Origin of the sequence: Bacillus sp. YKCMOAS1, assembly GCF_030268125.1 — a bacterium.
Taxonomy (GTDB): Bacteria; Bacillota; Bacilli; order Bacillales; family Bacillaceae; genus Bacillus; species Bacillus safensis.
Genome location: NZ_BSEI01000001.1, coordinates 511,559 through 538,093, shown reverse-complemented (window position 1 = coordinate 538,093; position 26,535 = coordinate 511,559). Strand labels below are relative to the sequence as shown.

General features: G+C 42.4%; 27 protein-coding genes. 13 read left to right on the top strand and 14 right to left on the bottom strand.

Annotated features, from left to right (window positions below):
- Positions 1-94: 94 nt before the first annotated feature.
- Both QSJ46_RS02730 and QSJ46_RS02725 read right to left on the bottom strand, forming a co-directional pair.
- A complete protein-coding gene (locus tag QSJ46_RS02730; RefSeq protein WP_039182032.1) occupies positions 95-1,282 on the bottom strand; it encodes an MFS transporter in 1,188 nt (395 codons plus the stop codon).
- Between the two features lie 15 nt (positions 1,283-1,297).
- Positions 1,298-1,711 carry a MarR family winged helix-turn-helix transcriptional regulator gene (locus QSJ46_RS02725; RefSeq protein WP_024423697.1) on the bottom strand — a complete coding sequence of 138 codons (414 nt, stop codon included), beginning with the start codon at positions 1,709-1,711 and terminating at the stop codon, positions 1,298-1,300.
- 347 nt (positions 1,712-2,058) lie between these two features.
- On the opposite strand from QSJ46_RS02725, the gene spoIIID reads away from it, so the two are divergent.
- The 4 genes from spoIIID to QSJ46_RS02705 all read left to right on the top strand — a co-directional run bounded on the left by spoIIID (position 2,059) and on the right by QSJ46_RS02705 (position 5,335).
- Positions 2,059-2,337 (top strand): sporulation transcriptional regulator SpoIIID, encoded by a 279-nt coding sequence (spoIIID, locus tag QSJ46_RS02720; protein WP_008343327.1) that lies wholly within the window; start codon positions 2,059-2,061, stop codon positions 2,335-2,337.
- Positions 2,338-2,521: 184 nt separating this feature from the next.
- The gene (gene mbl, locus QSJ46_RS02715) at positions 2,522-3,523 is read left to right on the top strand and encodes a cell shape-determining protein Mbl (protein WP_007497573.1); all 1,002 of its coding nucleotides are present in this window, start codon (positions 2,522-2,524) and stop codon (positions 3,521-3,523) included.
- A gap of 124 nt (positions 3,524-3,647) precedes the next feature.
- Complete coding sequence (locus tag QSJ46_RS02710; protein WP_039182029.1) at positions 3,648-4,487, top strand: flagellar hook-basal body protein; 840 nt, start codon at positions 3,648-3,650, stop codon at positions 4,485-4,487.
- Positions 4,488-4,516: 29 nt separating this feature from the next.
- The gene (locus QSJ46_RS02705; RefSeq protein ID WP_047202527.1) at positions 4,517-5,335 is read left to right on the top strand and encodes a flagellar hook-basal body protein; all 819 of its coding nucleotides are present in this window, start codon (positions 4,517-4,519) and stop codon (positions 5,333-5,335) included.
- Positions 5,336-5,349: 14 nt separating this feature from the next.
- Here the strand turns inward: QSJ46_RS02705 and QSJ46_RS02700 are convergent, their stop codons facing one another.
- Positions 5,350-6,405, bottom strand: a complete 1,056-nt coding sequence (locus tag QSJ46_RS02700; RefSeq protein ID WP_047202526.1) for a tetratricopeptide repeat protein — start codon at positions 6,403-6,405, stop codon at positions 5,350-5,352.
- 219 nt (positions 6,406-6,624) lie between these two features.
- Here QSJ46_RS02700 and fabZ point away from each other — a divergent pair, with 219 nt between their 5' ends.
- Together fabZ and mscL are read left to right on the top strand one after the other, a co-directional pair.
- Entirely contained in the window at positions 6,625-7,059 is a 435-nt protein-coding gene (gene fabZ / locus QSJ46_RS02695; RefSeq protein ID WP_047202525.1) for a 3-hydroxyacyl-ACP dehydratase FabZ, read from the top strand.
- Positions 7,060-7,186: 127 nt separating this feature from the next.
- A complete protein-coding gene (mscL, locus tag QSJ46_RS02690; protein WP_024423693.1) occupies positions 7,187-7,582 on the top strand; it encodes a large conductance mechanosensitive channel protein MscL in 396 nt (131 codons plus the stop codon).
- 221 nt (positions 7,583-7,803) lie between these two features.
- On the opposite strand, the gene QSJ46_RS02685 is transcribed toward mscL, so the two are convergent.
- Entirely contained in the window at positions 7,804-8,214 is a 411-nt protein-coding gene (locus QSJ46_RS02685) for a YwpF-like family protein (RefSeq protein ID WP_047202524.1), read from the bottom strand.
- A 117-nt stretch (positions 8,215-8,331) separates the two neighbouring features.
- Between QSJ46_RS02685 and QSJ46_RS02680 the strand changes: the two genes are divergently transcribed.
- From QSJ46_RS02680 to ytvA, 3 genes are all read left to right on the top strand, one after another.
- Entirely contained in the window at positions 8,332-8,688 is a 357-nt protein-coding gene (locus QSJ46_RS02680) for a hypothetical protein (protein WP_041087904.1), read from the top strand.
- 402 nt (positions 8,689-9,090) lie between these two features.
- A complete protein-coding gene (locus QSJ46_RS02675) occupies positions 9,091-9,951 on the top strand; it encodes a Cof-type HAD-IIB family hydrolase (protein WP_285604381.1) in 861 nt (286 codons plus the stop codon).
- A 153-nt stretch (positions 9,952-10,104) separates the two neighbouring features.
- Positions 10,105-10,893: a YtvA family blue-light photoreceptor gene (ytvA, locus tag QSJ46_RS02670; RefSeq protein ID WP_041087908.1), complete on the top strand. Its 789-nt coding sequence runs from the start codon at positions 10,105-10,107 to the stop codon at positions 10,891-10,893.
- Positions 10,894-10,962: 69 nt separating this feature from the next.
- On the opposite strand, the gene QSJ46_RS02665 is transcribed toward ytvA, so the two are convergent.
- Entirely contained in the window at positions 10,963-13,740 is a 2,778-nt protein-coding gene (locus QSJ46_RS02665) for a DEAD/DEAH box helicase (RefSeq protein ID WP_285604246.1), read from the bottom strand.
- On the bottom strand, positions 13,727-15,334 hold the full coding sequence (locus tag QSJ46_RS02660; RefSeq protein WP_285604245.1) for an SWIM zinc finger family protein: 1,608 nt from the start codon (positions 15,332-15,334) through the stop codon (positions 13,727-13,729). Before QSJ46_RS02660 ends, QSJ46_RS02665 begins: the two co-directional genes overlap by 14 nt.
- A gap of 186 nt (positions 15,335-15,520) precedes the next feature.
- On the opposite strand from QSJ46_RS02660, the gene QSJ46_RS02655 reads away from it, so the two are divergent.
- Positions 15,521-15,664: a YwzD family small protein gene (locus tag QSJ46_RS02655; protein ID WP_003214884.1), complete on the top strand. Its 144-nt coding sequence runs from the start codon at positions 15,521-15,523 to the stop codon at positions 15,662-15,664.
- Positions 15,665-15,780: 116 nt separating this feature from the next.
- Positions 15,781-17,100, top strand: a complete 1,320-nt coding sequence (locus tag QSJ46_RS02650) for a UDP-glucose dehydrogenase family protein (protein ID WP_285604244.1) — start codon at positions 15,781-15,783, stop codon at positions 17,098-17,100.
- A 33-nt stretch (positions 17,101-17,133) separates the two neighbouring features.
- Here QSJ46_RS02650 and chrA read toward each other — a convergent pair whose 3' ends face one another.
- From chrA to alsS, 5 genes are all read right to left on the bottom strand, one after another.
- On the bottom strand, positions 17,134-17,673 hold the full coding sequence (chrA, locus tag QSJ46_RS02645; RefSeq protein WP_483298723.1) for a chromate efflux transporter ChrA: 540 nt from the start codon (positions 17,671-17,673) through the stop codon (positions 17,134-17,136).
- Complete coding sequence (chrB, locus tag QSJ46_RS02640) at positions 17,670-18,251, bottom strand: chromate efflux transporter ChrB (protein WP_107162958.1); 582 nt, start codon at positions 18,249-18,251, stop codon at positions 17,670-17,672. Before chrB ends, chrA begins: the two co-directional genes overlap by 4 nt.
- A gap of 16 nt (positions 18,252-18,267) precedes the next feature.
- On the bottom strand, positions 18,268-18,744 hold the full coding sequence (chrS, locus tag QSJ46_RS02635; protein ID WP_144467996.1) for a chromate efflux transcriptional regulator ChrS: 477 nt from the start codon (positions 18,742-18,744) through the stop codon (positions 18,268-18,270).
- Positions 18,745-18,896: 152 nt separating this feature from the next.
- On the bottom strand, positions 18,897-19,667 hold the full coding sequence (gene budA / locus QSJ46_RS02630; RefSeq protein ID WP_064497937.1) for an acetolactate decarboxylase: 771 nt from the start codon (positions 19,665-19,667) through the stop codon (positions 18,897-18,899).
- A gap of 35 nt (positions 19,668-19,702) precedes the next feature.
- Positions 19,703-21,403: an acetolactate synthase AlsS gene (gene alsS, locus QSJ46_RS02625; protein ID WP_106025536.1), complete on the bottom strand. Its 1,701-nt coding sequence runs from the start codon at positions 21,401-21,403 to the stop codon at positions 19,703-19,705.
- A gap of 150 nt (positions 21,404-21,553) precedes the next feature.
- On the opposite strand from alsS, the gene alsR reads away from it, so the two are divergent.
- Positions 21,554-22,441, top strand: a complete 888-nt coding sequence (alsR, locus tag QSJ46_RS02620) for an acetoin biosynthesis transcriptional regulator AlsR (protein WP_039181993.1) — start codon at positions 21,554-21,556, stop codon at positions 22,439-22,441.
- 74 nt (positions 22,442-22,515) lie between these two features.
- A complete protein-coding gene (locus QSJ46_RS02615) occupies positions 22,516-23,118 on the top strand; it encodes a flavin reductase family protein (RefSeq protein WP_483298725.1) in 603 nt (200 codons plus the stop codon).
- A 35-nt stretch (positions 23,119-23,153) separates the two neighbouring features.
- On the opposite strand, the gene rbsB is transcribed toward QSJ46_RS02615, so the two are convergent.
- The 3 genes from rbsB to QSJ46_RS02600 are packed head-to-tail and all read right to left on the bottom strand — an operon-like array spanning position 23,154 to position 26,521.
- Positions 23,154-24,071: a ribose ABC transporter substrate-binding protein RbsB gene (gene rbsB, locus QSJ46_RS02610; protein ID WP_285604242.1), complete on the bottom strand. Its 918-nt coding sequence runs from the start codon at positions 24,069-24,071 to the stop codon at positions 23,154-23,156.
- A 13-nt stretch (positions 24,072-24,084) separates the two neighbouring features.
- Entirely contained in the window at positions 24,085-25,038 is a 954-nt protein-coding gene (gene rbsC / locus QSJ46_RS02605; RefSeq protein WP_024423678.1) for a ribose ABC transporter permease RbsC, read from the bottom strand.
- Position 25,039: 1 nt separating this feature from the next.
- Entirely contained in the window at positions 25,040-26,521 is a 1,482-nt protein-coding gene (locus tag QSJ46_RS02600; RefSeq protein ID WP_047202517.1) for a sugar ABC transporter ATP-binding protein, read from the bottom strand.
- Positions 26,522-26,535 lie beyond the last annotated feature (14 nt).

Sequence of the window (26,535 nt, the reverse complement as noted above, 5' to 3'; positions counted from 1 at the left end):
TTAATACCAACTATTTTTCAAAAAAGCCTGTATGCTCTATTTGAAATATCCTATATTTTAGCATGTTTCCGGTGAAGTTTAAAATAGTATCCTTTTATTCTGAAAGGGAGACCTTTTGTGCTTTTGCTTCCTGGGGTTTTCGTTCGCTCCAATAAAAAACGCCCATACTCAGTAAGACCACAATACCCGCAATGAGGTAAACATTTGAAAAGTCTGTGAAGCTGACAAGGAGTCCAAAGACAAATGAGCCAGCAGCAATGCCCGTATCATACAGGGTGAAGAAAGTGGCCGTCGCATATCCTGTACGGTGGGCTGGTGAGTGCTGAATCGCAAGTGTTTGTAAACATGGCACGAGTGATCCGTAGCCAAGCCCAATCACAGCGCCTGATAGAAGAAGCATTGTGGCTGAATGTGTCGCTGTCAGCATCCATAAACCAATGGCAAAAAGGGCAATCGAAGGATAGATCACAACGTGAGCTCCAACTCGGTCAAAAAGTCTGCCTGTAAATGGACGTGATCCAAGCATTGCAGCCGCAAACACAATAAAGAAATAACTGCTTGCACCCATCAAATGGAGTGAATTTGCATAAACTGAAATAAATGAAATAATCGGCGAATAACAGAAGGAAATAATGATGCCGACGGCCGCTGTTTTTAATGCGCCTTTTTCAAACAGGTGAGAAAACGTGAATCGGAAGACGATGCTTCCTCCGTTTTCCGGCTCTGGCTGTCTAATCAGCATCGTAAAAGCGGCTCCGATCGTTACGATAATGGAAAAGAGAAGAAATAAGGAATGAAATCCTATTTTTCCTACTTGATTCAGTGCGATAAATGGACCGATGACAACAGCGAGGTTCATGGACATCACAAAGTATCCGAGTCCTTCCCCGCGTTTATGTTTCGGGATCATATCAGCCGCAATGGCACTGGCTACTGTCGTCAAAATACTAAAAAAGATCCCTTGTACGAAACGCAGTATAAGAAGCGTTTGGAATTGATCAATCGGGATGTATAAATAAGTGAGTAAGGCAAAGGCCGTAGAAGAGAAAATCGCCATCTGTTTTTTGCCGAATTTCTCAATAATGGCGCCCGAGAAAGGTCTTGTCACAATTGCAGACAATAAGAAGACCGTCACAAGGAGGCCGCCCTGTGATTCTGTTCCATTTAGTTCATCCATTGTGTAAATGGGCAGTAATGTCAAAAGGGCATAAAAAGAGGTGAACGTAAATAAATTCACCAGGACAATCATAATAAAGTCTTTTGTCCAAATACGTTCGTTCATGATGTATGTCACTTCCTATTCAGTTGATAATTTGTGTAAAAGTGTATGGAGGAGTTGTTTTTCTTCGTAGGTAAAATCTGAAAGACATTCTTCTTCAAATTGTTCCATCGTGCGTTTGATTTCTTCAAATCGGGCTTTTGCATCATCTGTCATCACGATCAGATTCTCACGTTTGTCTTTTCCTTGTACACGTTTCACCCAGCCGTTTGCTTCTAAACGGGTGACGGTTCTGGTGATCGTCGGTGCTTCGACGTTCAAATATGTCCAGATATCTTTTTGGGTTTTCGGGCCGAATGTATCCAAACAAAAAAGCACAGTCCACTGGGACATGTACAAGTCATAAGCAGCAAGCGCTTCGTTCGCCTTTTTAGACAGCAGTCGTGCGCCTTGATGTATTTGATGTAAACACTCTCTATTTAACGTATCCATATGCTCACCTTTTTTAAATATTTAGCTAGGTAAATAAATTCACCTTTTCTATTTTACGTGCTGAATCCTTTCTTGTAAAGTGAAAATTTTCGCGCCCCGAAATGATTTTTTGTTTTGCCTTTTCTGATAAATCCCTTGTCCCATCTTCATTTTTAGCATATTCCCTATTCAATGCTAATACACTGTTACAAACCTGACAAAGAGAGTGTTTGAGGTGAGGGATCGTGTTTGGCATTTACTACCTATTGGATGAGAAATTACGACGAACAAGCGCCGCTGAAAATGGATAATCTTCATACGGATCTCATTTCACACTTCTCACATCCATTTTAGGGAGGTCGAGTGGTGTGCACGATTACATCAAAGAGCGAACAATCAAGATAGGAAAGTATATCGTGGAGACAAAGAAAACCGTTCGTGTTATTGCGAAAGAATTTGGAGTCTCTAAAAGTACTGTACACAAGGATCTAACAGAAAGGCTGCCAGAAATTAATCCAGATCTGGCTAATGAAGTGAAGGAGATACTGGATTATCATAAATCAATCCGCCACTTGCGAGGAGGAGAAGCCACCAAGTTAAAGTATAAAAAAGAAGAAATTTTAGAAGGCGAGCCTGTGAAACAGTAAGCTTAGTTCTTTGTTCATAAACATGATATATATATCTTCCTCATATCGGTAGTTTCTAACCACAAATTTTGTAAAGACTTTTGTAAAGAAATATCTTTTTTTCTGCAAATTATGATAGAATATATAATTAGGGCAGAATGTGGTATTTGCTATGGAAACAGATTTTCAAGGAGGATATATATAGATGTTTGCTAGGGATATTGGAATTGATCTTGGTACTGCCAATGTACTGATTCATGTCAAAGGAAAAGGAATTGTGTTAAATGAACCATCTGTGGTAGCTCTTGACAAAAACAGCGGGAAAGTTTTGGCTGTTGGAGAAGAGGCTAGACGTATGGTTGGACGTACGCCTGGGAATATTGTTGCGATTCGTCCATTAAAAGATGGCGTAATTGCTGATTTTGAAGTAACTGAAGCGATGCTCAAGCATTTTATTAACAAATTAAATGTGAAAGGGCTATTCTCTAAGCCGCGTATGCTCATCTGCTGCCCGACAAACATTACATCTGTTGAGCAGAAGGCGATCAAAGAAGCTGCTGAAAAAAGCGGTGGTAAGCATGTATTTCTTGAAGAAGAGCCAAAAGTAGCAGCCATTGGTGCTGGTATGGATATTTTTCAGCCAAGTGGAAACATGGTCGTAGATATTGGAGGCGGAACGACAGATATCGCTGTCATCTCAATGGGTGACATTGTAACCGCCTCTTCTATTAAAATGGCTGGAGACAAATTTGATCTGGAAATTCTAAACTACATTAAAAAAGAGTACAAGCTGTTGATCGGTGAGCGCACGGCTGAGGATATTAAGATCCAAGTTGCAACGGTATTCCCAGACGCACGTCACGAAGAGATTTCAATTCGTGGACGAGACATGGTGACAGGATTACCAAGAACGATTACCGTCACAAGCAAAGAGGTAGAAGAAGCATTGCGTGAATCTGTATCTGCGATTGTTCAGGCTGCGAAACAAGTTCTTGAGAGAACACCGCCTGAATTATCAGCTGATATTATCGATCGCGGCGTCATCATTACAGGTGGCGGAGCTCTTCTAAATGGGCTTGATCAATTGCTTGCAGAAGAGCTGAAAGTACCGGTTTTCGTTGCTGAAAATCCAATGGACTGTGTAGCAGTTGGTACTGGCGTGATGCTTGATAATATGGACAAGCTGCCAAAGCGTAAACTCAGCTAATGATTTCCCTCATTCTTTTTAGAAAGAATGGGGGATTTTTATTAAAGAACCCTGCTAATTAGCCGATATATTTCATAGAAGATTGTGTTTAGGTCATGTGAAAGAATTTGAATGAGGTGAGCACGTGTTAAAAGGACTATACACCGCAACATCTGCCATGATTGCTCAAGAGCGGCGGACAGAAATGCTTTCAAATAATATCGCAAATGCGAATACGCCAGGTTATAAAGCAGATGAAGGGGCAATGCGTGCATTTCCAGAAATGCTGCTGAGCCGAATGGAATCAGGACGTTTCCAAACATCCTCAGGCAAAGGCTTTAGTGTTCCACTGCAATCGCCGATTGGTGGAATCAATACTGGGACATATATGCAGGAATTAATCCCTCAATTTACACAGGGAACTTTAAAAACAACAGATCAAACAACAGACGTAGCACTAGTTGAAAATAATGTGCCGATCAATCCGGAGACCAATCAGAAATCAGCGCTATTTTATGCGGTCAACACACCAGAAGGCGTTCGTTATACAAAAAGCAGCTCCATTACATTGAACGCACAAAATCAGTTGACCATTAATGGACGTGCTCTTCTTTCCGTGACCGGCCAGCCGATTACGGTTCAGAGTGAGAATTTCAAAGTGAATGCAGATGGTACTGTCACTGAAAATGGCCAAAATCTTGGTCAAATCGATGTACGAGTTGCGATGGATACAAGAAACCTAGCGCGTGAAGGAAATGATTTATACCGTACAGCTGATAATCAGCCCCTTCCAAGTGCAGTCAATAACGGTCAAATGTCCTATACGTTAAGCCAAGGCGTATCGGAGCTGTCAAACGTCGATGTGACAAAATCATATACAGATATGACAACAGCCTATCGAGCATTTGAAACAAACCAAAAAGTGGTTCAGGCATATGATAAAAGCTTAGAAAAAGCAGTGAATGAAATTGGAAGAGTGTACTAATCAAGAAATAAAAAGAAAGGAGGATACTTATGCTTAGAACGATGATAAACGCAGCTGTCTCGATGAATGAAGTGCAAAAGCAGCTTGACATCATCAGCAACAACATCGCGAACAGTGAGACAACAGGGTACCGCGCGAAAAACACCCGTTTCTCAGAGCTGATCAGACAGCAGTTTAACCAGGTAGATGAAAAAAATGAGCAGGTGGCAAACAGTCGTCTGACACCTGCTGGGTTAAGGCTTGGTACGGGGACAATGGTCAATGCGTCCATTAACTCGCTGCAAGGCTCAATTAAAGAAACTGGACGTGATCTTGATGTTGCATTCGGAGCGCCGTCGCAGTATTTGCAGGTCAACGCCGGCGGTAATATCCGTTATACAAGAGATGGTTCACTTTACTTACAGCCGGGCAATAACCGTAACCAAGTACAGCTTGTCACGAGCGAAGGCTATCCAATTCTTGATGAAAATGGGAATGCGATCGTCTTAAATGCGAATTTCCGTGATATTTCAATCGATAAAAATGGACGGCTTACGGCGATTTCAAGAGATAATCAACCGAATCAGCAAGTGAATCTAGGCGTTGTACAAGTCAATAATTCATCAGCACTTGTCTCTGAAGGAGATAATTTGTTCTCAGTCGACGGAACCTATCAAGGCGCACTAACAGCACTAAATGGTGCAAACCGAGAGGCGATTCAGCTTCAGCAAGGTGCACTGGAAACGTCAAATGTGGACATGTCGAAAGAATTAACAGATCTCATGACAACGCAGCGTTCCTATCAGTTGAACTCAAGATCTATTACGATGGGCGATCAGATGCTGGGATTAATTAATACAATTCGATAATCAGCAGGCTGGTATCAGCCTCTCATGATAAAAAAGGCGGCTCGCTCAAAGTCGCCCTTTTTTTTATAAAAATCTGAGACATCAGCAAGCAGATCCTCAAGATCAATCCAGGCTTCTTTTCGTTCAAGACATGTGACGAGCGTGGCGATCTGCTCATCTGCCTTTGGCGTTTGGCTGTAGAGAAGAGATAAGATTTGAAATTTCATTCTTAATATATCAAACTGGGAAGCAACGGCTTCTTTCAGCCCTTTTTGAATATACTTCATCCCTTCATCGGTTAAATTTTCTTTAAAACAGGAACGCACAGTTTCGTATAGGCACGATACATAGGAGTGTGCTGACTTTCGGTATGCTGGGAGACGAAGCGCCTTTTTAAAGTAGTCCAGCGCTTCCTTGTGACGGTTTTGTCTCGATTGAATAAAGCCAGCGTCATAATAAACGATACCGAGCAGCTCTTGATCATCAATCTTTTTCACGTAATCAATGATCTCGATGAAAATAGCTTCTGCTTCCTCATATTTTTTTTGGTCGCTATAGTTAAGAGCGAGTACAATTTTACACCGATAGATGCTGTGGATGTCTTCGTGCTTTGCAAAAATATCCATGGCTTTTTGAACATGGCGAATCGATAACAACGAGTAACGGTTGTTATAATAAACACCGCTTGTACGGAAATGGAATTCTGCTTCCTCTAGTTCATCGTTAAGTAATGGCAGTCGTTCCTCTGCCTTTTCGAGATAATGAATCGCATCATTTTGATCACTTTTTAAAGATTCATATAATCCGAGAAAGAAGTAAAAATAATATTGCAGTTCTTCGTTCATTTCATCTTTGTGTGGCAGCAGTTCGTGTTTGAGTTTTTCTAAGTCCTCTGTCTGATTCATCCAGAGCTGATGACGAAAAAGCATCAGCTGATAATGGAAATAGAGCTCCTGTTTTTTTGATAATTTACGTTTATATTTTAGTAGTGTTTTTTTGATTTCTTCAGCCTTCGAAAAATGTCGATGCTTCAGCATTGTATACCAGGAATGGAGAAGTTTTTTTATGGATTTATCGCTTATAAAGTTCATTTTTACCCTCTTGTTTATTCAATGATGTAATATATATTACCATATTTGTGAAAAAACAATGAGTGTAGTGTGGATTATATTTGATGACAATTGGTAATGGTAGATTCTATTTTTTACCATATACGTAAGGCGAATATTGAAAAATGCCAGCATTCATAATATACTTCTATAGGAATCAAATGAAGATCATCGATATAGAAAAGAAGGAGAGATCAAGATATGCTTGATGCTCAGCAAATTCAAGACATTATTCCACACCGTTATCCATTCTTATTGGTCGACCGTATTTTAGAGGTTGATGGAGAAAAAAGAGCGGTTGGGATTAAAAATGTCACAGTAAATGAAGAATTTTTTAATGGCCATTTCCCAGGATACCCAGTCATGCCGGGTGTGCTTATTGTAGAAGCACTCGCACAGGTTTTTGGTGTGATTATGTTAGGCAAGGAAGAAAACAAAGGGAAAATTGGTTTGTTTGCAGGGATTGACGCCTGCCGCTTTAAAAGACAGGTCAAGCCTGGAGACCAGCTTCGTTTAGAGGTTGAAGTGACGCGCCTTCGCGGACCGGTTGCAAAAGGAAAAGCAGTAGCGACAGTAGATGGCGAAGTTGCATGTGAAGCAGAACTGACATTTTCTATCGGTCCTAAAGTATCATGATTTTCCTGGCGGTTCATCAAGTATGAATCGCTTTTTTATTTAGAAACGTTCAGTTAGAACGGATAAGGACTTGCAATTTAGACAAAAAAACGTCATATTAGACAAAAAAAGATGAAGGTGATAAAGGATGCTGAAAGAATTTAGAGAGTTTGCCGTCAAGGGCAATGTCATTGACTTGGCTGTAGGTGTCATCATTGGGGGAGCATTTGGCAAAATTGTCACTTCTCTTGTGAATGATTTAATCATGCCGCTTGTCGGTATTATTATTGGAGGGCATGATTTTAGCGGTTTATCCATTAAAATCGGAGCTGCTCAAATTTTATATGGAAACTTTATTCAAACAGTGGTTGATTTCTTAATTATCTCGTTTTCCATTTTTATCTTTATTCGTTATTTGAATAAGTTAAAACGGAAAAAGGTCGAGGAAGAAGAGGTTGTGGAAACGCCGGATCAAACGGAAGTTTTGCTAACTGAAATTAGAGATCTATTGAAAAATCAAAGCCAGTCTAAAGATGTGCAATAAAAAAGAGCGGCTGATCCCGCTCTCAGCGTGTAGACAAACCCTTGCATTCGGTGTCAGGTCTGCGCTCCGGTACTCACGAATGTTAAATTCGCTCCGTTCCAGTGCTCGCCCTTCCTAGACTTCAAAGGTTTTCAAACACGCTGAAAAGAAGACAAAGGGCTAAAATCAAGTTCATTTTAGCCCTTTGTCAACAATCTAAGAGCGGCTGATCCCGCTCTTTTTTATGTGTTTTGTTTAAAAGCATCTAGTAGTTTTTCTCCTGAAAGCCCCTCTTTGACGAGGTCTTTTAATACTTCTTCAGTTTCTGTTCTGTAACGATTTGTAATCATTTTACCATCGAGTAATACAGAAATGTTTTCTTCTAAGGCAACGATGTTTTTGACTTGGACAGATAGGTGAACAGGGCGGTTGTTTTCTTTAGTGATCGTTACAAGAATCTTCACTTCTGTGTGCTGCTGAAAGAGTACCTCAAACACCTGTCTATGTTTCTTTGGAATGAGTGCCTCGATCATCCAGTGATTTTCACCGTCTTCTTTATTGATGATTAAACCGTCACAAAGGGGAATGCTGGACATTTTATCTTGCTGTGGATCAAGTTCAATTTTTAAATCAATCAGCCTAAAGGTTTTCATATTTATCACCTCACAAGCGTTCAATATTCGTAAGTATTATTATAGCATACAACATCTGTATAAATGAAACCGCTGCCTGCTTAGAACTAGCTGCACATGAGTGAAAGGAGATGTTTTATGGAGTCCTATCAATTGAGAAATATTCATATTGGCGAGGAGAAGGCAAAGAGTGATATACGTGTTTATTCGTGGGGAGACATTCTTTCATTTTGTGATGTCTATATGGAAGAAGGAGAGTCACTCACGTTTCAATATGTCACTGAGGATCAAATGGACTGCTTTGAGTTTCAGCTGTCGGTTCATGATGGACGGCTTTGTTTTTATTGGTTTGCGTGGGACGGGTCTGATTATATTCACATGCCTTCTAGTAATTGGATTCATTCAGATATTTTTTATCAATTTATGAAAAATAAGTATTTCATCAAACAAAACAAGATGATGTTTTATACGCAAGCGGTAAAAAACAGAAATTAATGAGGATATAAAGAATTTGAAGGCCTATTTTGCTATTTTCAAGTTTTGTCACATCAGGCCTTTCTCCGTAGACTAGGGGTAGCTGAAAGGAAAGGAGGCAAGTCCTGATCAAAAGGTAACGTCTATCATCTGACAGCCCCCCTCTAGCTAAAGCTGATAGATGCTGCCTTGTGCATATGAACACTGCGTAATAGAACCAATGCTTCTTTGTATAGGTCATGTGTCCCCTTATGAATCCCCTTTGTGTGTATCCGGTCATAATGCGTGGCCGGATACCCTTTTATTCACTGTTTAACCGATCAGCTCTTGCAAATAGTGGATACTCATTACATAATGATGATGGATTTTGTTAACGGGATATCGGTTGAAAATAAAGACAAAAAGGAGAGAACGATGACAAACATTCAATTAATCGCAACGGATTTAGATGGCACTTTATTGAATAGTGAACACAAAGTAAGTCAGGAAAACGAGCAGGCATTAAAGGAAGCAGCTGCGAATGGAATTGAGGTTGTCGTTTCAACAGGGAGAGCGTATTTTGATGTGAGGTCTATTTTTGACCAGCTTGGTATGAATACATGGGTGATTAGTGCCAATGGAGCTGTGATTCATGATCCAACTGGACAAGTGTTCCATTCAGCTACTTTACTAGAAGAAAAGGCTAAAAACATATTGTCATGGCTGGAAGAACGTGATTATTATTATGAAGTCTTTACAAACGAAGCCATTTTCACACCAAATCGCGGCAGAGAGCTTCTTGCGATTGAAATGGACCGTTTAAAAAGTGCAAATCCAGAAACGGATCAAAATGTCTTAAAGCAAGCGGCAGAAGTTCAATACAGCCAGTCAGGTTTTTCTTATATTGATACATATAAAGAATTGTTTCGTGAGGATCGAAAGCTTTCATTTTACAACATCTTAGGTTTTTCTTTTTTTCAGGACAGATTGAAAGCCGGATGGGATATGTTTGGTGATGATTCAGATTTAACATTGGTTAGTTCGGCTGATCATAACTTTGAAATTGGTTCAAAGCACGCGTCTAAAGGGCAGGCATTAACAAGGCTGGCAGAAAGACTAGGTATTCCTTTAAGTAGGGCAGCGGCTGTAGGAGACAGTTTAAATGATGAATCGATGCTTCAAGCTGCTGGTGTTGGGGTTGCGATGGGGAATGCGAGGCAGGATATAAAAGAAATCGCTGATCACGTCACGTTATCAAACGATGAACATGGTGTGGCGCATATGATTCGGCACCTTTTGAAATAGATGAATCAGATGTCGCGGTATAAATCACATAGGATGAAGCGCATTCTACAAAAGAGGAATTCAGAACCACTTCTATTTACACATGATGTGGAACATCATATAATTTAATTAAGAATATAACCCGCTTGTAAGGAAACTAAGGAGAGTAAACGAATGGCGCTGGAATCTTATAAGTCCGAAAATCTGCATTTAATCAAGGAAGCCTTGGACTATACTCAGGTTGGCCTGACGGTGACGGACCCGTCTTTACCTGATAATCCTTTAATATATGTGAACAAGGGCTTTTTAGATATGACAGGCTATCAAGAAACCGAAGTATTGGGGAGGAATTGTCGTTTCCTTCAGGGAGATGAAACTGAACAAATCGCTCTCAAACAAATTAGAACAGCCATTGAGAACAAAGAGGCTGTCACTGTTCAGCTGAAAAATTATAAAAAATCTGGACAAATGTTTTGGAACGAGTTAAGTGTTGCTCCTCTTTGGATTGACGAAAATGAAGGGAAACGTCTTTATTTCGTTGGTCTGCAAAAGGATGTCACGAAAGAGAAGGAACAGCAAGAGCTTCTTGAGCAATCAATTGATGAAGTGCTGAATATTTCTGTCCCAATCGTTCCGGTGAAAGATGGTATCTCTGTGTTACCGATCATTGGTACATTAACAGCGCCAAGATTTGATAAGATTATTTCAACGGTTTCCACCTATATCTCTCAATCCAAGGATGATTATTTTATTGTCGATCTGTCCGGATTATTAGAAGTGGATTCATTTGTGGCAGATGCGATTTTTAAGCTGAACGATTTGATTTTAATGACGGGTACTGAACTCATTGTGACAGGAATTAAACCGAATCTTGCAATGAAAATGGGAGAAATGAGAGAGGACTTCCGTGAATTAAATACGTATATGAATGTGAAATCTGCATTGAAAAAACTGAACATTTAGCTTACGTTTATATCAAATAAAAAAGAGGACTTTTCATGAAACTTGAGAAAAGTCCTCTTTTTGCTGTGATTAAGATGATTGAGCGGCGGCACTTAAGGTAAATAAATCTTCTAGTTCGTTTGTCGATAGCTCTGTAATCCAGCTTTCGCTTTGGATAATTTGATCATTTAACGTTTGTTTTGTTTCGAGCATTTGATCGATTTTTTCCTCGATTGTGCCAGTTGTGATCATCTTATGGACGTGAACAAATCGTTTTTGTCCAATCCGATAAGCTCGGTCTGTCGCTTGGTTTTCCACAGCAGGATTCCACCATCTATCGTAGTGAATGACATGGTTTGCGGCGGTTAGGTTGAGTCCTGTTCCTCCTGCCTTTAAAGAAAGAATTAAAATGTTGAATTCTTTCTTTTGGAAGCGGTCCACCATTTTGTCCCGCTCCTGTTTTGAGAGGCTGCCATTTAAAAATTGGACCGGTTCTCCAAACATCTTTTCTGCCAGCTGCTTGATCATGTTGCCCATTTCAATATACTGCGTAAAGATGAGGCAGCTTTCTCCTTGCTCATGTATCGCTTTTAACAGCTCTGCGAGTTTATCCATTTTTAACGAACGTTTCAGCAGTTTCACATCTGTTCCACTCTCTTTTAAATAGAGAGCAGGGTGATCACAAATCTGTTTGAGTCTGCCAAGCATACTTAAAATAATGGCTTTTCGCTGCATCCCTGTTAATGATGCCATATGTTCAAATGTATCCTTCACGAGCTGTTCATATAAAGACGCCTGCTCAGCGGATAGCGGAATGAATTCTTTTTCTTCGAGTTTTTCAGGAAGGTTCAGGGCAACCTCTTCATCTTGTTTTGTTCGTCTTAATAAAAATGGTTTGATCAGCTGCTGCAGCTGTTCAATTCTTTTTTCTTCACGGTCTTTTTCAATCGGAAGGACGAACTTCTTATGGAAGCCGGTCAGGCTGCCGAGATATCCTTTGTTGACGAAGTCGAATATGGACCAAAGCTCTGTCAAACGGTTTTCCATTGGTGTCCCGCTGAGGGCAATGTGATGTTGCCCTTTAAGCTGTCTAATTGCTCTCGATTGTTTCGTATGGGCGTTCTTGATGTTTTGGGCTTCGTCTAAGCAAATGGTATTCCACTTTGCTGCTGTTAATTCATCACGATCAGAATGTGAGAGTCCATAAGACGTCAGAACAATATCTGTTGACGCGTATGCTTTTGTGAAGTCCTCTCCCTGTGGACGCGATGGGCCATAATGCAGGGCAACCTTCAAATGTGGTGCGAATGTTTCGAGCTCTCGCTGCCAGTTTCCTAAAACAGAGGTCGGCGCAATGATGAGAGAGGGGGCGACATTTTGCTCCTGCTCCTTCAAATACGTGAAATATGCGATCATTTGAATCGTTTTTCCAAGACCCATATCATCTGCTAAACAAGCCCCAAATCCATGCGATCTTAAAAATAAAAGCCAGTTCACGCCGTGCTGCTGATACGGACGCAGTGTGCCTTTAAAGGACTCACTCATTTCGTAGGAAGGCAGCTCGTGCGTATCATTTAATTGGTGGACAAGCCCTCTTAATTGCGATGAAAGTTCAAATTGAATATGGGCAAATGCTGAACTGTCCAATAGCTCTGGAATCGATTCAGAGGAGGCTTCTTGATCTGCCAGTTCGCGTGACAAAATATCAGACATGTGAAGTCCTTCGTTTTCGGCACGCTCCATCCACTTTTTCATTTGCTGGATGAAGGTCGGGTCTATTTTGATCCATTGTCCTCGAATGTTGACAAGGCGTCGTTTGCTTTGGACAAGCTCGTTGAACTCATCTTCTGTCAGTTCAATGCCGTTTGTAGCAAAGCGCCAATTAAAGTCCATTAATGCGTCCATTCCGACATGCGATTCGCCTCGCGGTGTAGAAGAGATCCTTGCTTTTAACATCATCGTGCTGTCTTTAACAATTTGCCACCACGATGGGAGCAGAATCTCAATACCCATATTAACAAGGGTTTCACTCGCTTCAGATAGGAAGAGCCACGCCTCTTCTTCTGACATGAGTGTGGTGCCAGATGTGAAAGAAAGCCAAGGGACAATTTGACTGAATCGTTCCATCTCTCTTGAAATTTTATCTTGATACGGATGCCAAGACCTTTTCAATGAACGGATGCCTTCAAAAAAGTGAAGGTCACTGTTTTTCTTATCTCGCAAAAACAATTCGATTTTCCAATCATCTCCGTCAAAATCCGGCTCATTTAACCGCAAGCCGACAGTGAACGGCGTCTCATCATCTATCCAGCCAATCGTCTCCAAGAAATCCTGCTCATCTAGAAAATGTCCTTGGAAGGTTGAGAGCGCAGGCGATTGTGCGTTCATGCGTTCCCATTTGTGCTGCAACGCATCATCATACTGAATATAATCCTGTACAGCAAAGGAGAACCAATCAGCCGTATAACCATCTAATAGGCCTTCTTTGTCTTTAAACCGAAGCTCGCCTTTTGTCCATGCCTCGTAATCGGGAACGAAATCTTCGTCCTCGATAAATTCATAAATAGTGGAGGCTGTTTTCATCAGGGGCTCCGTTTCATCCGTTAATGTCACATGACTAAACGTATTAAATGAATTTTTTCCTAGCAATTCAACGGTCATCCAAGGGCTTAACAGGTAGGCAGGTGTTCCAATAAAGCTGACATCTTCTAAGAATGTTCCATAGAAAGAAGATTCGTGCCATTGGAAAAGCTGCCTCTTCATTTCATTAAGCGGAACAGGGTGTCCGTCCTCTGCTTGCGCTGAAATGGTGAAAGAGAAATCTTCTGTTTGTTCTGCATGAATGACAATTTGTTTATGGCGTGTCATCAATCAATTTTCCTTTCTTCATTTCCTCTTGGAACGCACGCAGCCGTTTTGTTGAATCTTGCAGCTGCTTTACATACCTTTCCCAAATCGCGTTTTTTTTCGTTTTATGATAAAGCGTGCGCAGTTTCTTCAGCATTTTTACAGACTCTCGATAAGCACTTCGATTCTTTTGATCGAGAAGCAGTGAGATTTCACGGTGGTACGATGGAATGAGGGCTTCTGGCTCCTCTTTTGCAATCTGTTTGATCAGATCCTTCTCCAGTTCACTAATGGTGAAACCAACAAGGCTGTGAATCTCAATCCATTCCGCATAACGCTGCTGTGCATACAATAGCTGACTGTATTCTGTAAACGCATAGGGCATACAGATTTGGAGATAGCGTTCATATAAATGATGATCCTTCGTCTGCTTAAAATATGCATCTAAATAAAAGAAGAAATCACTGACAGCCCCCCGCAGTTCTCTGTAGGAAAGGTCGAGCTGGCAATATTCCTCTAATATATAGGTGATTTCTTGATACCAGAGCTTGAGCCGCTTCCAGTCTTTTCGGTTTGTGAGATCCTTCAGCCAATTGAGCACATTTGGCAGCATATCCGCATTGAGCAGCTGTAATTGCTGAAAGAGGCTTTCATCTTCTTTCAGTAAATAATCCATGTGCATCAGCCCGATGGTACGTTCAACCGTTTGTTCCTTCTTCTGGGCGTTCTTTAGTAATTCTGTTTCTTTTTTGACCCATTTCCCTCTATTTAATATGGTGCCCCAAATCTCCATAAAGACCGCTACTCGTTCATGCTGGAAAGGTCCATTGATTTGAAGAAGTGTGCGAACGGCAGTTGGTGTGTTTTCAAGAAACGGATCGAGGGAAAAGGAAAGGGCGTATGTCTTCAAATGATCCACTGAATCGAAAATAGTGTTCATGAGCTGTTCTACATATGGATTCATGGAATAAAAGTCTTTTTCGGCATCAAGGCGGCCGAGGTCGACGAGTTCATGAAGCCTAAGCCATACATCGATTGACGTATGAATCGCATACAAGCTCTTGAATTCAGGTGAAGCAGGTGCGTGTTTTTTTAGGATCGATAAATAGCCGTAATACAAATGCTGCGGTGTTTGCTGGTGCTTCGGTGTCCGTTTCAGCCAGAGGTTAAATTCCTCTTGGAAAAAAGTCAGCCAGCTTTGGAGTGATTGTTCGTCTGGGCGCTTCACTTGGAAGTGCTGGCGAATCAGTTCTTTGCTGCGCTGTAATTCATCCTTTTCTGACCAATTTTCTGTAAATCCGGTCACACTCTCTACTTGAGCGTATAGCGAAAAGAAGACAGCGAGAATGTGTTTACAAAGTCCATCTGCTGGACATGAGCAGCTGCTTCTCACAGGAAACAGCACATGAAGGTGGACTCTTGCTGCCACGACATCATGTACATAAGCTGACCATTCAGTATCAGACTCTTGCTTGAGCCGATATACGCTGTCCTGTCTATAAGTAATCAATGCTTTTTTGATGAGTTGTTTGTTTTCATCTGTTGCAGGAAGAAGTTCTTTGATCTGTTCGGCTGTTTGTTTGATTTCTTCTTCGTTGATGTTGTGCTGAAGCATTTGATCCGCTCCTAACCAAGTAAAAGATTCCAATTCTTTTATTATAGCTCAATGGGGATTTATAAAAAAGTTTTTCATGAAAATGGTCATAAATTTCAAAAGCTGTCGAATGATGTAATAGAGTATTGCATAAACCAACCTTACAGCATATAATAATGAAATTAGTGGAATTGAAAGGATACAGACATGGATAATAAGGGTTTAAATCAAGAGGAATTTTTAAAGATTTTGATGTACGCTCATGATATTGGTGAAAATTCAAATGATGTCACAACAAAAGAAATGCTTGAAAATCTGATTGCTCATATTCGAAATGGTCTTGTTTCATAAAAGTGACCCCCTGCTAGTGATGGCAGGGGGTTTTTGTATGCTTTTAAGAATGGAATGAAAGCTCCCGGCATACGATGTCATTACAAGCATAAGGTGTATGGGGAGCTGATGGTGTCATGAATATTGCGATTGCAGGCTGTGGGTATGTGGGGCTTGTGACAGGTGTGTGTTTAGCGGAGGCAGGTCATGATGTGGCGTGTATTGATATTGACCGCCGAAAGGTCATGCAACTGAAACAGGGAACTCCACCAATGTATGAGCCGGGGTTAAAAGAGCTATTGAAACGCAATCTTGAGCAGGGACGAATTCATTTTCACATAAATGGAGCAGAAGCCTACACGAAGGCAGATGTATTAATGATCGCGGTCGGCACCCCGCAGCAGGCAGATGGCCAAGCTGATATACAATTTGTGTTTCAGGCTGCTAAAGAGATGGGCTTAAAAGCAAAGTCAGGGGCAATTCTTGTGGTGAAAAGTACGGTGCCTGTCGGAACGGGTGATCAAATCGATCAGCTCATCCATCAAGAATTAGGACGGAAGGAGCCATTAGCTATTGCATCTAACCCAGAATTTTTACGGGAAGGCTCTGCCATTTCAGATACATTGAGGGCGGACCGGCTTGTGATTGGAGCTGAAACAAAAGCCGTATTAGACCAGTTAGAGGGGATGTATGCTGATTTCCACCTTCCATTGGTGAAAACAGACCGTAAAAGTGCTGAAATGATCAAGTATGCATCAAATGCATTTCTTGCGACAAAAATCAGCTTTATGAATGAGATTGCCTCCATTTGTGAAAAAACAGGAGCTGATGTTGAATGGGTGGCGCAGGGAATGGGGCTTGATCAGCGGATTGGTTCTTCCTTTCTCAGAGCGGGTATTGGCTACGGGGGTTCTTGTTTTCCAAAGGATACAAATGCACTTGTTCAAATTGCAGGGCATGTGTCCCATGATTTTGAGCTGTTAAAGGCTGTCATCAAAGTAAATAATGAGCAGCGGGCAGGTTTTATCCGAAATATCCAGGAGCGGCTGGGAGCAGCGCTTGAAGGGAAGCGAATTGCGCTTCTTGGTCTGTCCTTTAAACCGAATACAGACGATATGAGGGAGGCACCGTCTATTCCGATCGCTCATGAGCTCCATCAATTAGGTGCGGAGCTTGTGGCATATGATCCTGTTGCTGCCCGGCGTGCAGCTCGTGAACTGCCGGATCAAGTCTTATTTGCTCAAACGATTGAAGAAGCGATCAAGGATGCCGATGCGGTCTGTCTATTAACAGAGTGGGCGGATATTCAGTCATTTCCGCTCGCGTCCTACAAGAAATGGATGAAGCAGCCGCTTATTTTCGATGGACGAAACTGTCATACACTTGAAGCGGCAGAAGAAGCAGGGATCGAGTATCATTCGATTGGGCGTAGATCAGTTTCTCCAATTTATATGTAAAAGAAAACCGATAACAGTGAATGTTATCGGTTTTTATGAATGCGGCAGAATGAATCCACCATATAAAAATGCAGCCACAATAAGAAAGGCAGGGTGCAGCTTGAATTTGGTCATCAAGAAAAAGGAGATCGCGGCAATGGCGAGAGATTGTGTCCAGCCGATGGCTTTCACTGCATCTCCGCCGATTTCCCATGTTAGTAAAAGCATCATCATCGCAATGACAGGCTGTACGGATAAGGTCATGCCTTTTACGACGGGAGATTGGCGAAAACGGTCAATGAGCTTGAGCAATAAAATGAGTCCGGCGGCGGAAGGCAGGACAGTTGCAAGCAATGCCACGATAAAACCTGGCCAGCCCATGACGTCATAGCCGACATATGCTGCAATCTTCGTAGCGATTGGCCCCGGCAGTGCATTGGCTAAAGCCAGCATATTGGAAAATTCTTCGTTCGTCATCCAATGAAAATGATTGACGATTTCTTCATAATTGAGCGGAATGGATGCAGGGCCTCCGCCATATCCTAATAGATTAGATAAAAAGAATGCCCAGAATAAAAAGAGAATCAGTATCATGAAGACACTCCTTTCTCTTTATTTGGCCGATGCCAGCGATTTTTCAGTTTAAAATGGAAAGCGCCATAAAATAAAAAGATCATCACAATGATTCCTGGATGAATGGAGAGCACTTGCAGCCCGACAAAGGCAAGAAGGAATAGAGTGATCCCGAAGATCATGCCGAAGCCTTTCAGCGTTTTTTGTCCAAACTCATATGCCATGATGCCTAACAGAACGGCAATGACAGGGGTCACAGCACCAATCATATTTTGAATGATTTGTGAGGAGCTTAAGACGCTGACAAGTGTGACAAGGGCTACCATAGCGAGACATGTCGGTAAAATATGTGCAGCTGTTGCGACAATTGCGCCAGATACGCCCTTTAATCGATAGCCGAGGTATGCTGACATTTTGGTTGCGATCGGGCCTGGTAATGCATTGGCGATGGCGAGTGTTTCTCCGAATTCGTCATCGTTGACCCATTGATATTTCACCACCGCTTCATGGCGAATAAGCGGTATCACGGAAGGGCCTCCGCCAAAACCGAGAATCCCGGTTCGCACCATAGCGATAATGAGTTCGATATATGATTGCAAGTGGTTCAACTCCTGTCTACAATTTCATACCCATACGGCTTTTGTATCGTTTAATGAGCATTTGGCAGTCCACACTGACGACACCTTCTAGCGGGTATAGTTTTTTTGTCAGAAATGTCTCCATTTCCTGTTCATCTTGAAAAATGCCATGCATATGCAGCTTGCTTGGTCCTGTCATATGATAAAGACTCGTGACAGCTGTTTCCTGTTCAAGCTGAAGGGCAACCGCTTCTAAAAATTTCGGCTCTACCTCTACATTAAAGAAGACAGAGACATGAATGCCAACCTTCGCAGGGTTAATTACAGCAGTGAATCGTTCAATGACCCCTGCTTCAACGAGCTGCTGAATGCGGGCTTGTACGGCAACACGTGACAGACCGACCTGTTTGCCGAGATCTGTATAAGACATGCGCCCATCCTCGTGTAATAGGGATAAAATTTGTTTATCTCTTTCGTCTAATGTTAAGTTCGGAATGCTATAGTCTTTTGACACCATATAACCACCTTTCTTCTGTTGATATTCTATCATATTTCATTACGTATAGAATGGTTGAGTTCTCATTTGATATCGAAACGAAAACGTTACGGGCAAAAAAACATCTTTATGCATAAAAAAACACCCCGAGCTCATCGGGGTGTCTTCATTTATTGATCCGGGCTGCTTTCTGCACTGGCAATTTGCTGTGCAAGGTCAGCTCGATCAATGTCTGCTTGGAAGAATTCCTGCGTATTCGGCAGGTGTAAATTCATATGACGTTTTTGAGATATGCGGATGGTGACTTGATCAACGGTGTAATCAAATACGTGTCCGCCAACACTTCGATCTTCATCAATAAAATGAAGGTGATATCCACTTACAGCAATGCCGTGTGCGTACTGCGGTGTACGGAAGCCTGCGATCGTACCTTGAATATCCTCGAAGTCGAAAATAGGCTGAGACTTGACTGCTTCTACCATCGGAACGTAAGGTTTTTCCTGTTTTTCAACCGTACGTGTTTGAACCTTTTTGAATGATCCATCAATGCGGACTGCATAAAAGATATTTTTACTTGGTAAAATGCGGTCAATTTCTTCTTCCAGCTCTTTGGACGTCATTGGTGCATCAATTCGATGAACGATATCTGTTTCAAAGAAAGCTAGAGAGCAGAATGGTGAATAATCTTGATCGGTGACTGGTGTCGCTGTTCCATCCGAGCGCAGCCGGTAGAATGCACCGTCAAAGCCGATCAGCTCCCCATCTAATTGATTAAATGTACCGATGCCGAAATCACCGTGTTCAGGAATATGCGCGAGGGAGAAATCTCCATCATATACGGCTTCAAGCAAGGAAGTCATCGTCGATACTTGATAGACCTCTTGCTGTTTGTCATGCTGTCTTGTGTCATTCTGTTGATTCATTGGGTGCATCATACCCATATCCGCTCACTCCTTTAATGTAATGTATCGAAGTCTTATCTGACGTTCGCTGTGTGTTTTTTGCGATAGACTTCTGGCCATTTTTGACTGGCGAGGTCAGGGTTATCTTGATAGTCAATCGGAATATCAATGATCACGGGTCCTTCTATGTTTATACCCTTTTGAAGGACGGTTGAAAGCTCCTCAGGTGAGTTGACTCGTAATCCAGTCGCTCCAAAGCTTTCCGCATATTTCACTAAATCGATCTGACCGAATTCAACGCAGGATGTACGGTCATATTTCATTTCCTGCTGGAACGCAACCATGTCGTATGTGCTGTCGTTCCAAACAAGGTGAACGAGGTTTGTCTTCTTGCGGACAGCTGTTTCTAACTCCATTGCGGAGAAAAGAAAACCGCCATCACCCGAAACCGAAATAATCTTTTCATCTGGATTCAATATAGAAGCCGCAATAGCCCATGGTAATGCGACGCCTAATGTTTGCATGCCGTTACTCACCAAGAATGAGTTCGGTTCATAGACGCGGAAGTGACGGGACATCCAAATCGCGTGAGATCCGATATCACACGTGACCTTTGTGTCATCAGGAATCAGACGTCTCAATGTATGAATGACATCCAGCGGGTGAGATCGATGACTTTCTCTTTCTGGTGCCTTTTCAATGTCGCTTAATAGCTCCTGTAATTCAGTGACTAATTCTATGTTCTCTTTGCATAGAGAAAGAGGAACACTGTCATGCGCTAGATGTTTGACGGTTTCAGAAATATTGCCTACAAGTTCAAGCGCTGGCTCATAAAAATGGTCAATATCTGCCTGCATGTCATCAACATGGATGATCTGGCGCTGCTGCGGCTGAAGATTCCAATGCTTCGGATCATATTCGATTGGATCAAATCCAATGGTCAAAAGGACATCTGCTTGTTCAATGAGAAGGTCACCCGGCTGATTACGGAATAAGCCGATTCTGCCTACATATTGAGACTCGAGCTCTCTTGAGAGAACGCCGGCTCCTTGGTACGTTTCAACAAATGGGATACCAAGTGTTTTTAATAATGCTCTTGTGGCATTTGCAGCAGCTGGACGACTGGCTTTCATTCCCACAATCGCAATAGGTAAGTGTGCATTTTGAATTTTGGCGATAGCCGAACTGATGAGAGCATCCGGTGCAGGACCTAATTCTGGAGAAGGGTGAGCAGACACTGCTGTTTGTGTGGTGTGTTCTGTCACGACATCTTGAGGAAAGCTGATAAATGCTGCTCCAGCTTGCCCTTTTTGTGCCGCGCGAAAAGCATTTGTTAATGCTTCTGGTATATTATGAACGTCTTGTACTTCAACACTATATTTGGTGACTGGTTTGAATAATGCCGCATTGTCGAGTGATTGATGTGTTCGTTTCAGACGATCTGCACGAATGACGTTTCCAGCGATTGCGACAACGGGATCACCTTCTGTATTGGCTGTTAATAGACCTGTTGCTAAATTAGATGCACCAGGACCTGATGTGACGAGACAAACACCTGGTTTGCCGGTTAAACGTCCGACAGCAGCTGCCATAAAGGCTGCATTTTGTTCGTGTCTGCATAAGACAAGCTCTGGACCTCTGTCTTTTAATACATCAAATACAGCGTCAATTTTTGCTCCTGGAATCGCAAAAACATGGGTCACACCTTGAGCAATCAGCGTATCGACAATCAACTCTGCTCCTCGTCTTGTTAGGGGTTGTGCTTGAGATTTCATTTACCCCGCACTCCTTTCGGCAAGTAAAATTTTTTATGAAAATATATTTTCATGATATGATTTACTATACATTTCATAAAATAAATTTTCCAATATATGTTTAACGTGGTTTTAATATGTTTCACGAATAAGTGTGTGAGGAGTGAAAGGATGGAACTGAGACATTTGCAGTATTTTGTCACAGTAGCGGAGGAGCTGCATTTTGGCAGAGCAGCCGCACGGTTGAATATGACACAGCCTCCACTTAGTCAGCAAATAAAGCAGTTTGAGGAAGAATTGGGTTTTCCATTATTTCACCGGTCGAAGCGGGTGGTGGAGCTAACAGCAGCTGGAAAGGTCTTTTTGCATGAGATTCGGGGAGTACTGCAACAGCTTGATAAAGCCGTTGATCATGCCCGTCACACAGCAAGAGGAGAGCTGGGGAAAATTATCATAGGTTTTGTTGGAACGGCGACGTATGATATTCTGCCGCCCGTTGTACGTGAATTCAGGGAGCTGTATCCCTCTGTCAGTATTGAATTGCAGCAGCTTTCTGTTCCGCAGCAGCTAGAGGCACTGTTAAATGGTGAGATTGATATCGGTTTTTTACATCCTACAGCGCCGCATGAAGAACTAGTCAGTCGTTTGATGAAGCAAAGTGAATGTATTTTTGCGATTCCAAAAAATCATCGATTGGCTCAACAAGAGACTGTCACGATTGAAGATATCCGTCATGAACCGATTATTTCTTTATCACAGGAATCGTGGCCGTCCCTTTATCAGCACTTTGTCCTGCTATGTGAAAAGTACGGATTTTCTCCAAATATCGTGCAGGAAGCGGCGGAATATCAAATGATCATTGGTCTTGTCACAGCAGGGATCGGTATTGCAGTGATTCCAAAATCAGCCCGGCGTTTATTTAATCTGGATGTTGTTTATCGAGCCATTGAGGGTGAACAGCTTCTGGCGGAATGGACGATTTCCTATAGACGGGAAAATCATAATCCCGCTTTATTTCATCTTGTCCACCATATCCTGCATCGCACCGAGCTAGAATAAGAGGTATAGGGAACGGGTTATGGTATGATGTCGTTACATTAAAAGGAGGCGTACCTGAATTGATTACATTGCAAATGGATCAGCTGTCACGAAAAGAGGCATATAAATTATTATCTGGTTCTATCGTTCCAAGACCGATAGCGTTTATTACAAGTCTATCTAAAGAAAATGTCGTCAATGCCGCACCATTTAGTTTCTTTAATGTCATCAGTGGACACCCGCCGCTCATTGCCGTTTCTATCGGACGACGTGAAGGTCAGATGAAAGATACTGCTCAGCATATTATCGATAGGGAAGAGTTTGTCGTTCATGTGAGTGATGAAGCCATAATAGAAGATATTAATGAAACAGCTGCTACGCTGCCGCAGGAAGAGAGTGAGCTGTATCGAACCGGTCTTCATCAAGTAGAGAGTCATGTCATTTCAGTGCCAGGGATCAAGGAAGCGCGCATTCGTTTTGAATGTCAGCTGGAAAAACATCTCACCTTTCAAAATGATGAAGGGGAGATCACGGTCGATCATATCATTGGCCGGGTTGTATGTGCACATTTAGATGAGGGTGTTTATGATGTAGAAAAAGGCTATGTTTCTACTAATGAACTGAAACCAGTCGCGCGACTAGCAGGTAATGATTATGCCCATTTAGGCACGTCATTTGTGCTGAAAAGACCACAGTAATAGAAAAACCCCCGAGTGATGCTCGGGGGTTCTGTTTATTTCTTCTGTTCTAGTTTCAGTGGAGCTGCGATGTTCTTTTGTACTTTTTTCCCTTTTAATACGTCGTTTGCAGCACCGACCGCCAGTTGACCGATCAGCTCTGGCTGCTGCGCAACTGTTGCAGAGAGTTTTCCTGCTTTGATTGAGCTGAGTGCATCTTCGTTCCCGTCAAAACCAACGACGAGAATGTCTTTTCCGGAGCTTTGAATTGCCTCTAGCGCGCCAAGTGCCATTTCATCATTGTGGGCAAAAACGGCTTTGATGTCAGGGTTTCCTTGAAGGAGGTTTTCCATGACATTCAGTCCTTTTGTCCGGTCGAAGTCAGCAGCTTGTTTCACTGTCACTTTTAAGTCTTTATCTGCTATTTGATGGAATCCTTTTCCGCGCTCACGTGTAGCGGAAGCGCCTGGTACGCCTTCTAATTCAGCGACTTTTGCTCCTTTGCCGAGCTTGTCGATGATAAATTTAGCTGCCATTTCGCCGCCTTTGACGTTATCTGAGGCGACAAGTGCTTCTACCTTTCCACTTTCGGCTGAGCGATCTAATGTGATGACAGGTATATCAGAAGCGTTCGCTGATTCGACAGCGGTTGATATGGCAGATGAATCCGCTGGGTTGATGAGCAATGCGTCGACACCTTGCTGAATTAAATCTTCTACATCACTTGTTTGTTTAGCTGAATCATTTTGTGCATCTGCAATCACGACGTCAATGCCTAGCTTTTTCGCTTCTTTTGTCACACCGTTTTTCAAAGAAACGAAGAATGGGTTATTTAATGTCGAGATTGACAGCCCGATTTTGATGTCTTTTTTCTTGCCATCTTTTGATGACTTGGCCCACTCAGGTGGTTCAAGTGAGCAGGCAGAAAGCATGAACAATGAGAGAGTCAGGATGAGAATAAGATATTTTTTCATAGCAGCTGCCTCCTTAAGCAGATTTCTTTCTGTCTAGCAGGACTGCAATCAAGATGACAATCCCTTTCACAACAGATTGATAGAATGATGAAACACCAAGTAAGTTCATACCATTGTTCAGGACACCGATAATGAGTACCCCGATGAGTGTGCCGACAATTCGTCCTCTTCCGCCGGACAGGCTTGTCCCGCCAAGTACGACGGCAGCAATGGCGTCAAGCTCATAGGACGTACCAGCTGTTGGCTGTGCAGAATTCAGACGAGATGTTAAGATCGCACCTGCTAAGGCAGACATGAAGCCTGCTAACGAATAGATCATAATTTTCACGCGCGGTACTTTGATGCCTGAGATGAGAGCCGCTTTTTCATTCCCACCGATCGCATATGTTCTTCTGCCGAAAGGTGTTTTATGAAGCAGTACCCAAAGTACGATAAAGGTGAGAAGCATCGTGATCGCTGGAACAGGAATGCCTAAGAAATATCCGCGGCCGAATAACTGAAAGGCATAGTTAGAGCCAAGCCCAGTAATCGGGTTTCCATCTGTATAAACGAGTGTCAAACCTCTGAAAATCGTCATCGTCGCAAGCGTTGCGATAAAAGGAGCCATTTTTCCTTTTGTAATTAAAAGACCGTTAATCATCCCGAGAACGGCACCGATGATACAGCCGACGATAATGGCTAAAATCGGGTCCATGCCAGAAACGATAAAGCCAGCAGTCAGGGCACTGGACAGGGCAAGAATAGCACCGACTGATAAATCAATGCCTCCAGTTAAAATAACAAATGTCATCCCAAAGGCAATGAGGGCATTAATGGAGATTTGTCTCAGTAAGTTTAAGATGTTTAAAGGCTCTAAAAAGGCCGGGTTTAAAATAGAAACAATGGCGACAAGGATGATGAGTCCTAAGAATGGCCCAAGCTTTTGCATGATGTGGTCAAATCGTCCATTTGAAGTAAGTGGTTTCATGTTACTTCCCTCCTGTAGCTAGTGTCATAATTCGTTCCTGTGTTGCTTCTGTTTTGTCTAATTCTCCGCTGATGGTTCCTTCATGAATGACGAGTACTCGATCGCTCATCCCGAGTATCTCTGGGAGTTCAGAGGAGACCATTAAAATGGCAACGCCTCGATCGGTCAGTTCATTCATTAACTGATAGATTTCTCGTTTCGCTCCGACGTCGACACCTCGTGTCGGTTCATCTAAAATCAAGACCTTTGGCTGTATGCCGATCCATTTGGCGATGACGACTTTTTGCTGATTTCCACCAGACAGGCTTCGGGCAGAAATGTCAGAGGAAGCCGTTTTAATCGTCAGTCGTTTGATGAGCAGGTCGACAAAATCCTGTTCATTTTTCTTATCAATCAGTCCCTTTGGAGAGAAGCTTTTTAAGTTTGGCAGACCGATGTTTTCTCGGATGGATGCATCAAGCATGAGCCCTTCATCCTTGCGATCCTCTGTGATAAAGCCGATACCGAGCTTGACAGCATCACTTGGTTTTTTAATAACAGCCTTTTTTCCGTGAACCCAGATTTCTCCTTGGTCAAGAGGATCAAGGCCAAAGAGTGACCGCATCATTTCGGTCCGGCCAGCCCCCATTAAGCCTGCAACACCGACGATTTCTCCAGCTTTAACTGAGAAACTGATATCTTGAAATTGTCCTTTTTTCGTTGCTTGTTTCACCTCGAGGACAATATCTCCTGTAGAAGGCGTTCGCTCGGGAAATCGATCTGTCAATTCACGGCCGACCATTTTTTTGACGACTTCGTGGAAGTTCGTTTCAGGTATGGCTTTCGTATCGACCGTTTTTCCATCACGCATGATCGTAATCCTGTCACAGATTGCAAAGATTTCCTCCATACGGTGAGAAATATAGACGATGGAAACGCCTTCTTTTTTGAGAGATTCAATGACCTGGAAGAGCTTTTCAATTTCACGTTCCGTTAGAGCTGCTGTCGGTTCATCCATGATGATGACTTTCGCATCGGTCATTAATGCCTTTGCAATCTCAATCATTTGTTTTTGTCCAACAGAACAGCTGCCTGCCTCTTGATCAAGCGAGAGATTCACAGACAATCGGTCCAGCTGCGTTTGGGCGAGGACCTTCATTTTCTTTGTGTCTAGCAGCCCAAGCTTCGTATAGATTTCTTTCCCGATGAATAGGTTCTCCAAGACGGTCATATCCGGCCATATGTTGAGCTCTTGATGAATGAAGGCGATGCCGTGCTGTTCCGCTTCCTTCGGATTTTTGAAAGCGGTTTCTTTTCCGTCGATTTGTATCGTTCCTTGATCTAAAGAATAAAGACCTGTAAGCAGGTTCATTAAAGTTGATTTTCCCGCACCATTTTCACCCATGAGTGCGTGGACTTCGCCTGTGACGAGGTCAAAGGAGACCCCGGAGAGAACGGTGTTTTTCCCAAAAGCCTTATGGATGTTATGCATCTCTATGTTCATATCTGGCTCCTCCT

What these genes read in the sequence shown, in the direction of transcription:
- mbl (WP_007497573.1), top strand. Translation starts at nt 2,522, where the DNA reads ATGTTTGCTAGGGATATTGGAATTGATCTTGGTACTGCCAATGTACTG.
- QSJ46_RS02680 (WP_041087904.1), top strand. Translation starts at nt 8,332, where the DNA reads ATGGAGTCCTATCAATTGAGAAATATTCATATTGGCGAGGAGAAGGCA.
- budA (WP_064497937.1), bottom strand. Translation starts at nt 19,667, where the DNA reads ATGGGTATGATGCACCCAATGAATCAACAGAATGACACAAGACAGCAT.
- QSJ46_RS02705 (WP_047202527.1), top strand. Translation starts at nt 4,517, where the DNA reads ATGCTTAGAACGATGATAAACGCAGCTGTCTCGATGAATGAAGTGCAA.
- QSJ46_RS02650 (WP_285604244.1), top strand. Translation starts at nt 15,781, where the DNA reads ATGAATATTGCGATTGCAGGCTGTGGGTATGTGGGGCTTGTGACAGGT.
- QSJ46_RS02655 (WP_003214884.1), top strand. Translation starts at nt 15,521, where the DNA reads ATGGATAATAAGGGTTTAAATCAAGAGGAATTTTTAAAGATTTTGATG.
- QSJ46_RS02615 (WP_483298725.1), top strand. Translation starts at nt 22,516, where the DNA reads ATGGATCAGCTGTCACGAAAAGAGGCATATAAATTATTATCTGGTTCT.
- QSJ46_RS02660 (WP_285604245.1), bottom strand. Translation starts at nt 15,334, where the DNA reads ATGCTTCAGCACAACATCAACGAAGAAGAAATCAAACAAACAGCCGAA.
- ytvA (WP_041087908.1), top strand. Translation starts at nt 10,105, where the DNA reads ATGGCGCTGGAATCTTATAAGTCCGAAAATCTGCATTTAATCAAGGAA.
- mscL (WP_024423693.1), top strand. Translation starts at nt 7,187, where the DNA reads ATGCTGAAAGAATTTAGAGAGTTTGCCGTCAAGGGCAATGTCATTGAC.
- alsS (WP_106025536.1), bottom strand. Translation starts at nt 21,403, where the DNA reads ATGAAATCTCAAGCACAACCCCTAACAAGACGAGGAGCAGAGTTGATT.
- QSJ46_RS02725 (WP_024423697.1), bottom strand. Translation starts at nt 1,711, where the DNA reads ATGGATACGTTAAATAGAGAGTGTTTACATCAAATACATCAAGGCGCA.
- QSJ46_RS02600 (WP_047202517.1), bottom strand. Translation starts at nt 26,521, where the DNA reads ATGAACATAGAGATGCATAACATCCATAAGGCTTTTGGGAAAAACACC.
- alsR (WP_039181993.1), top strand. Translation starts at nt 21,554, where the DNA reads ATGGAACTGAGACATTTGCAGTATTTTGTCACAGTAGCGGAGGAGCTG.
- QSJ46_RS02730 (WP_039182032.1), bottom strand. Translation starts at nt 1,282, where the DNA reads ATGAACGAACGTATTTGGACAAAAGACTTTATTATGATTGTCCTGGTG.
- chrA (WP_483298723.1), bottom strand. Translation starts at nt 17,673, where the DNA reads ATGATACTGATTCTCTTTTTATTCTGGGCATTCTTTTTATCTAATCTA.
- QSJ46_RS02665 (WP_285604246.1), bottom strand. Translation starts at nt 13,740, where the DNA reads ATGACACGCCATAAACAAATTGTCATTCATGCAGAACAAACAGAAGAT.
- rbsC (WP_024423678.1), bottom strand. Translation starts at nt 25,038, where the DNA reads ATGAAACCACTTACTTCAAATGGACGATTTGACCACATCATGCAAAAG.
- fabZ (WP_047202525.1), top strand. Translation starts at nt 6,625, where the DNA reads ATGCTTGATGCTCAGCAAATTCAAGACATTATTCCACACCGTTATCCA.
- rbsB (WP_285604242.1), bottom strand. Translation starts at nt 24,071, where the DNA reads ATGAAAAAATATCTTATTCTCATCCTGACTCTCTCATTGTTCATGCTT.
- QSJ46_RS02685 (WP_047202524.1), bottom strand. Translation starts at nt 8,214, where the DNA reads ATGAAAACCTTTAGGCTGATTGATTTAAAAATTGAACTTGATCCACAG.
- QSJ46_RS02700 (WP_047202526.1), bottom strand. Translation starts at nt 6,405, where the DNA reads ATGAACTTTATAAGCGATAAATCCATAAAAAAACTTCTCCATTCCTGG.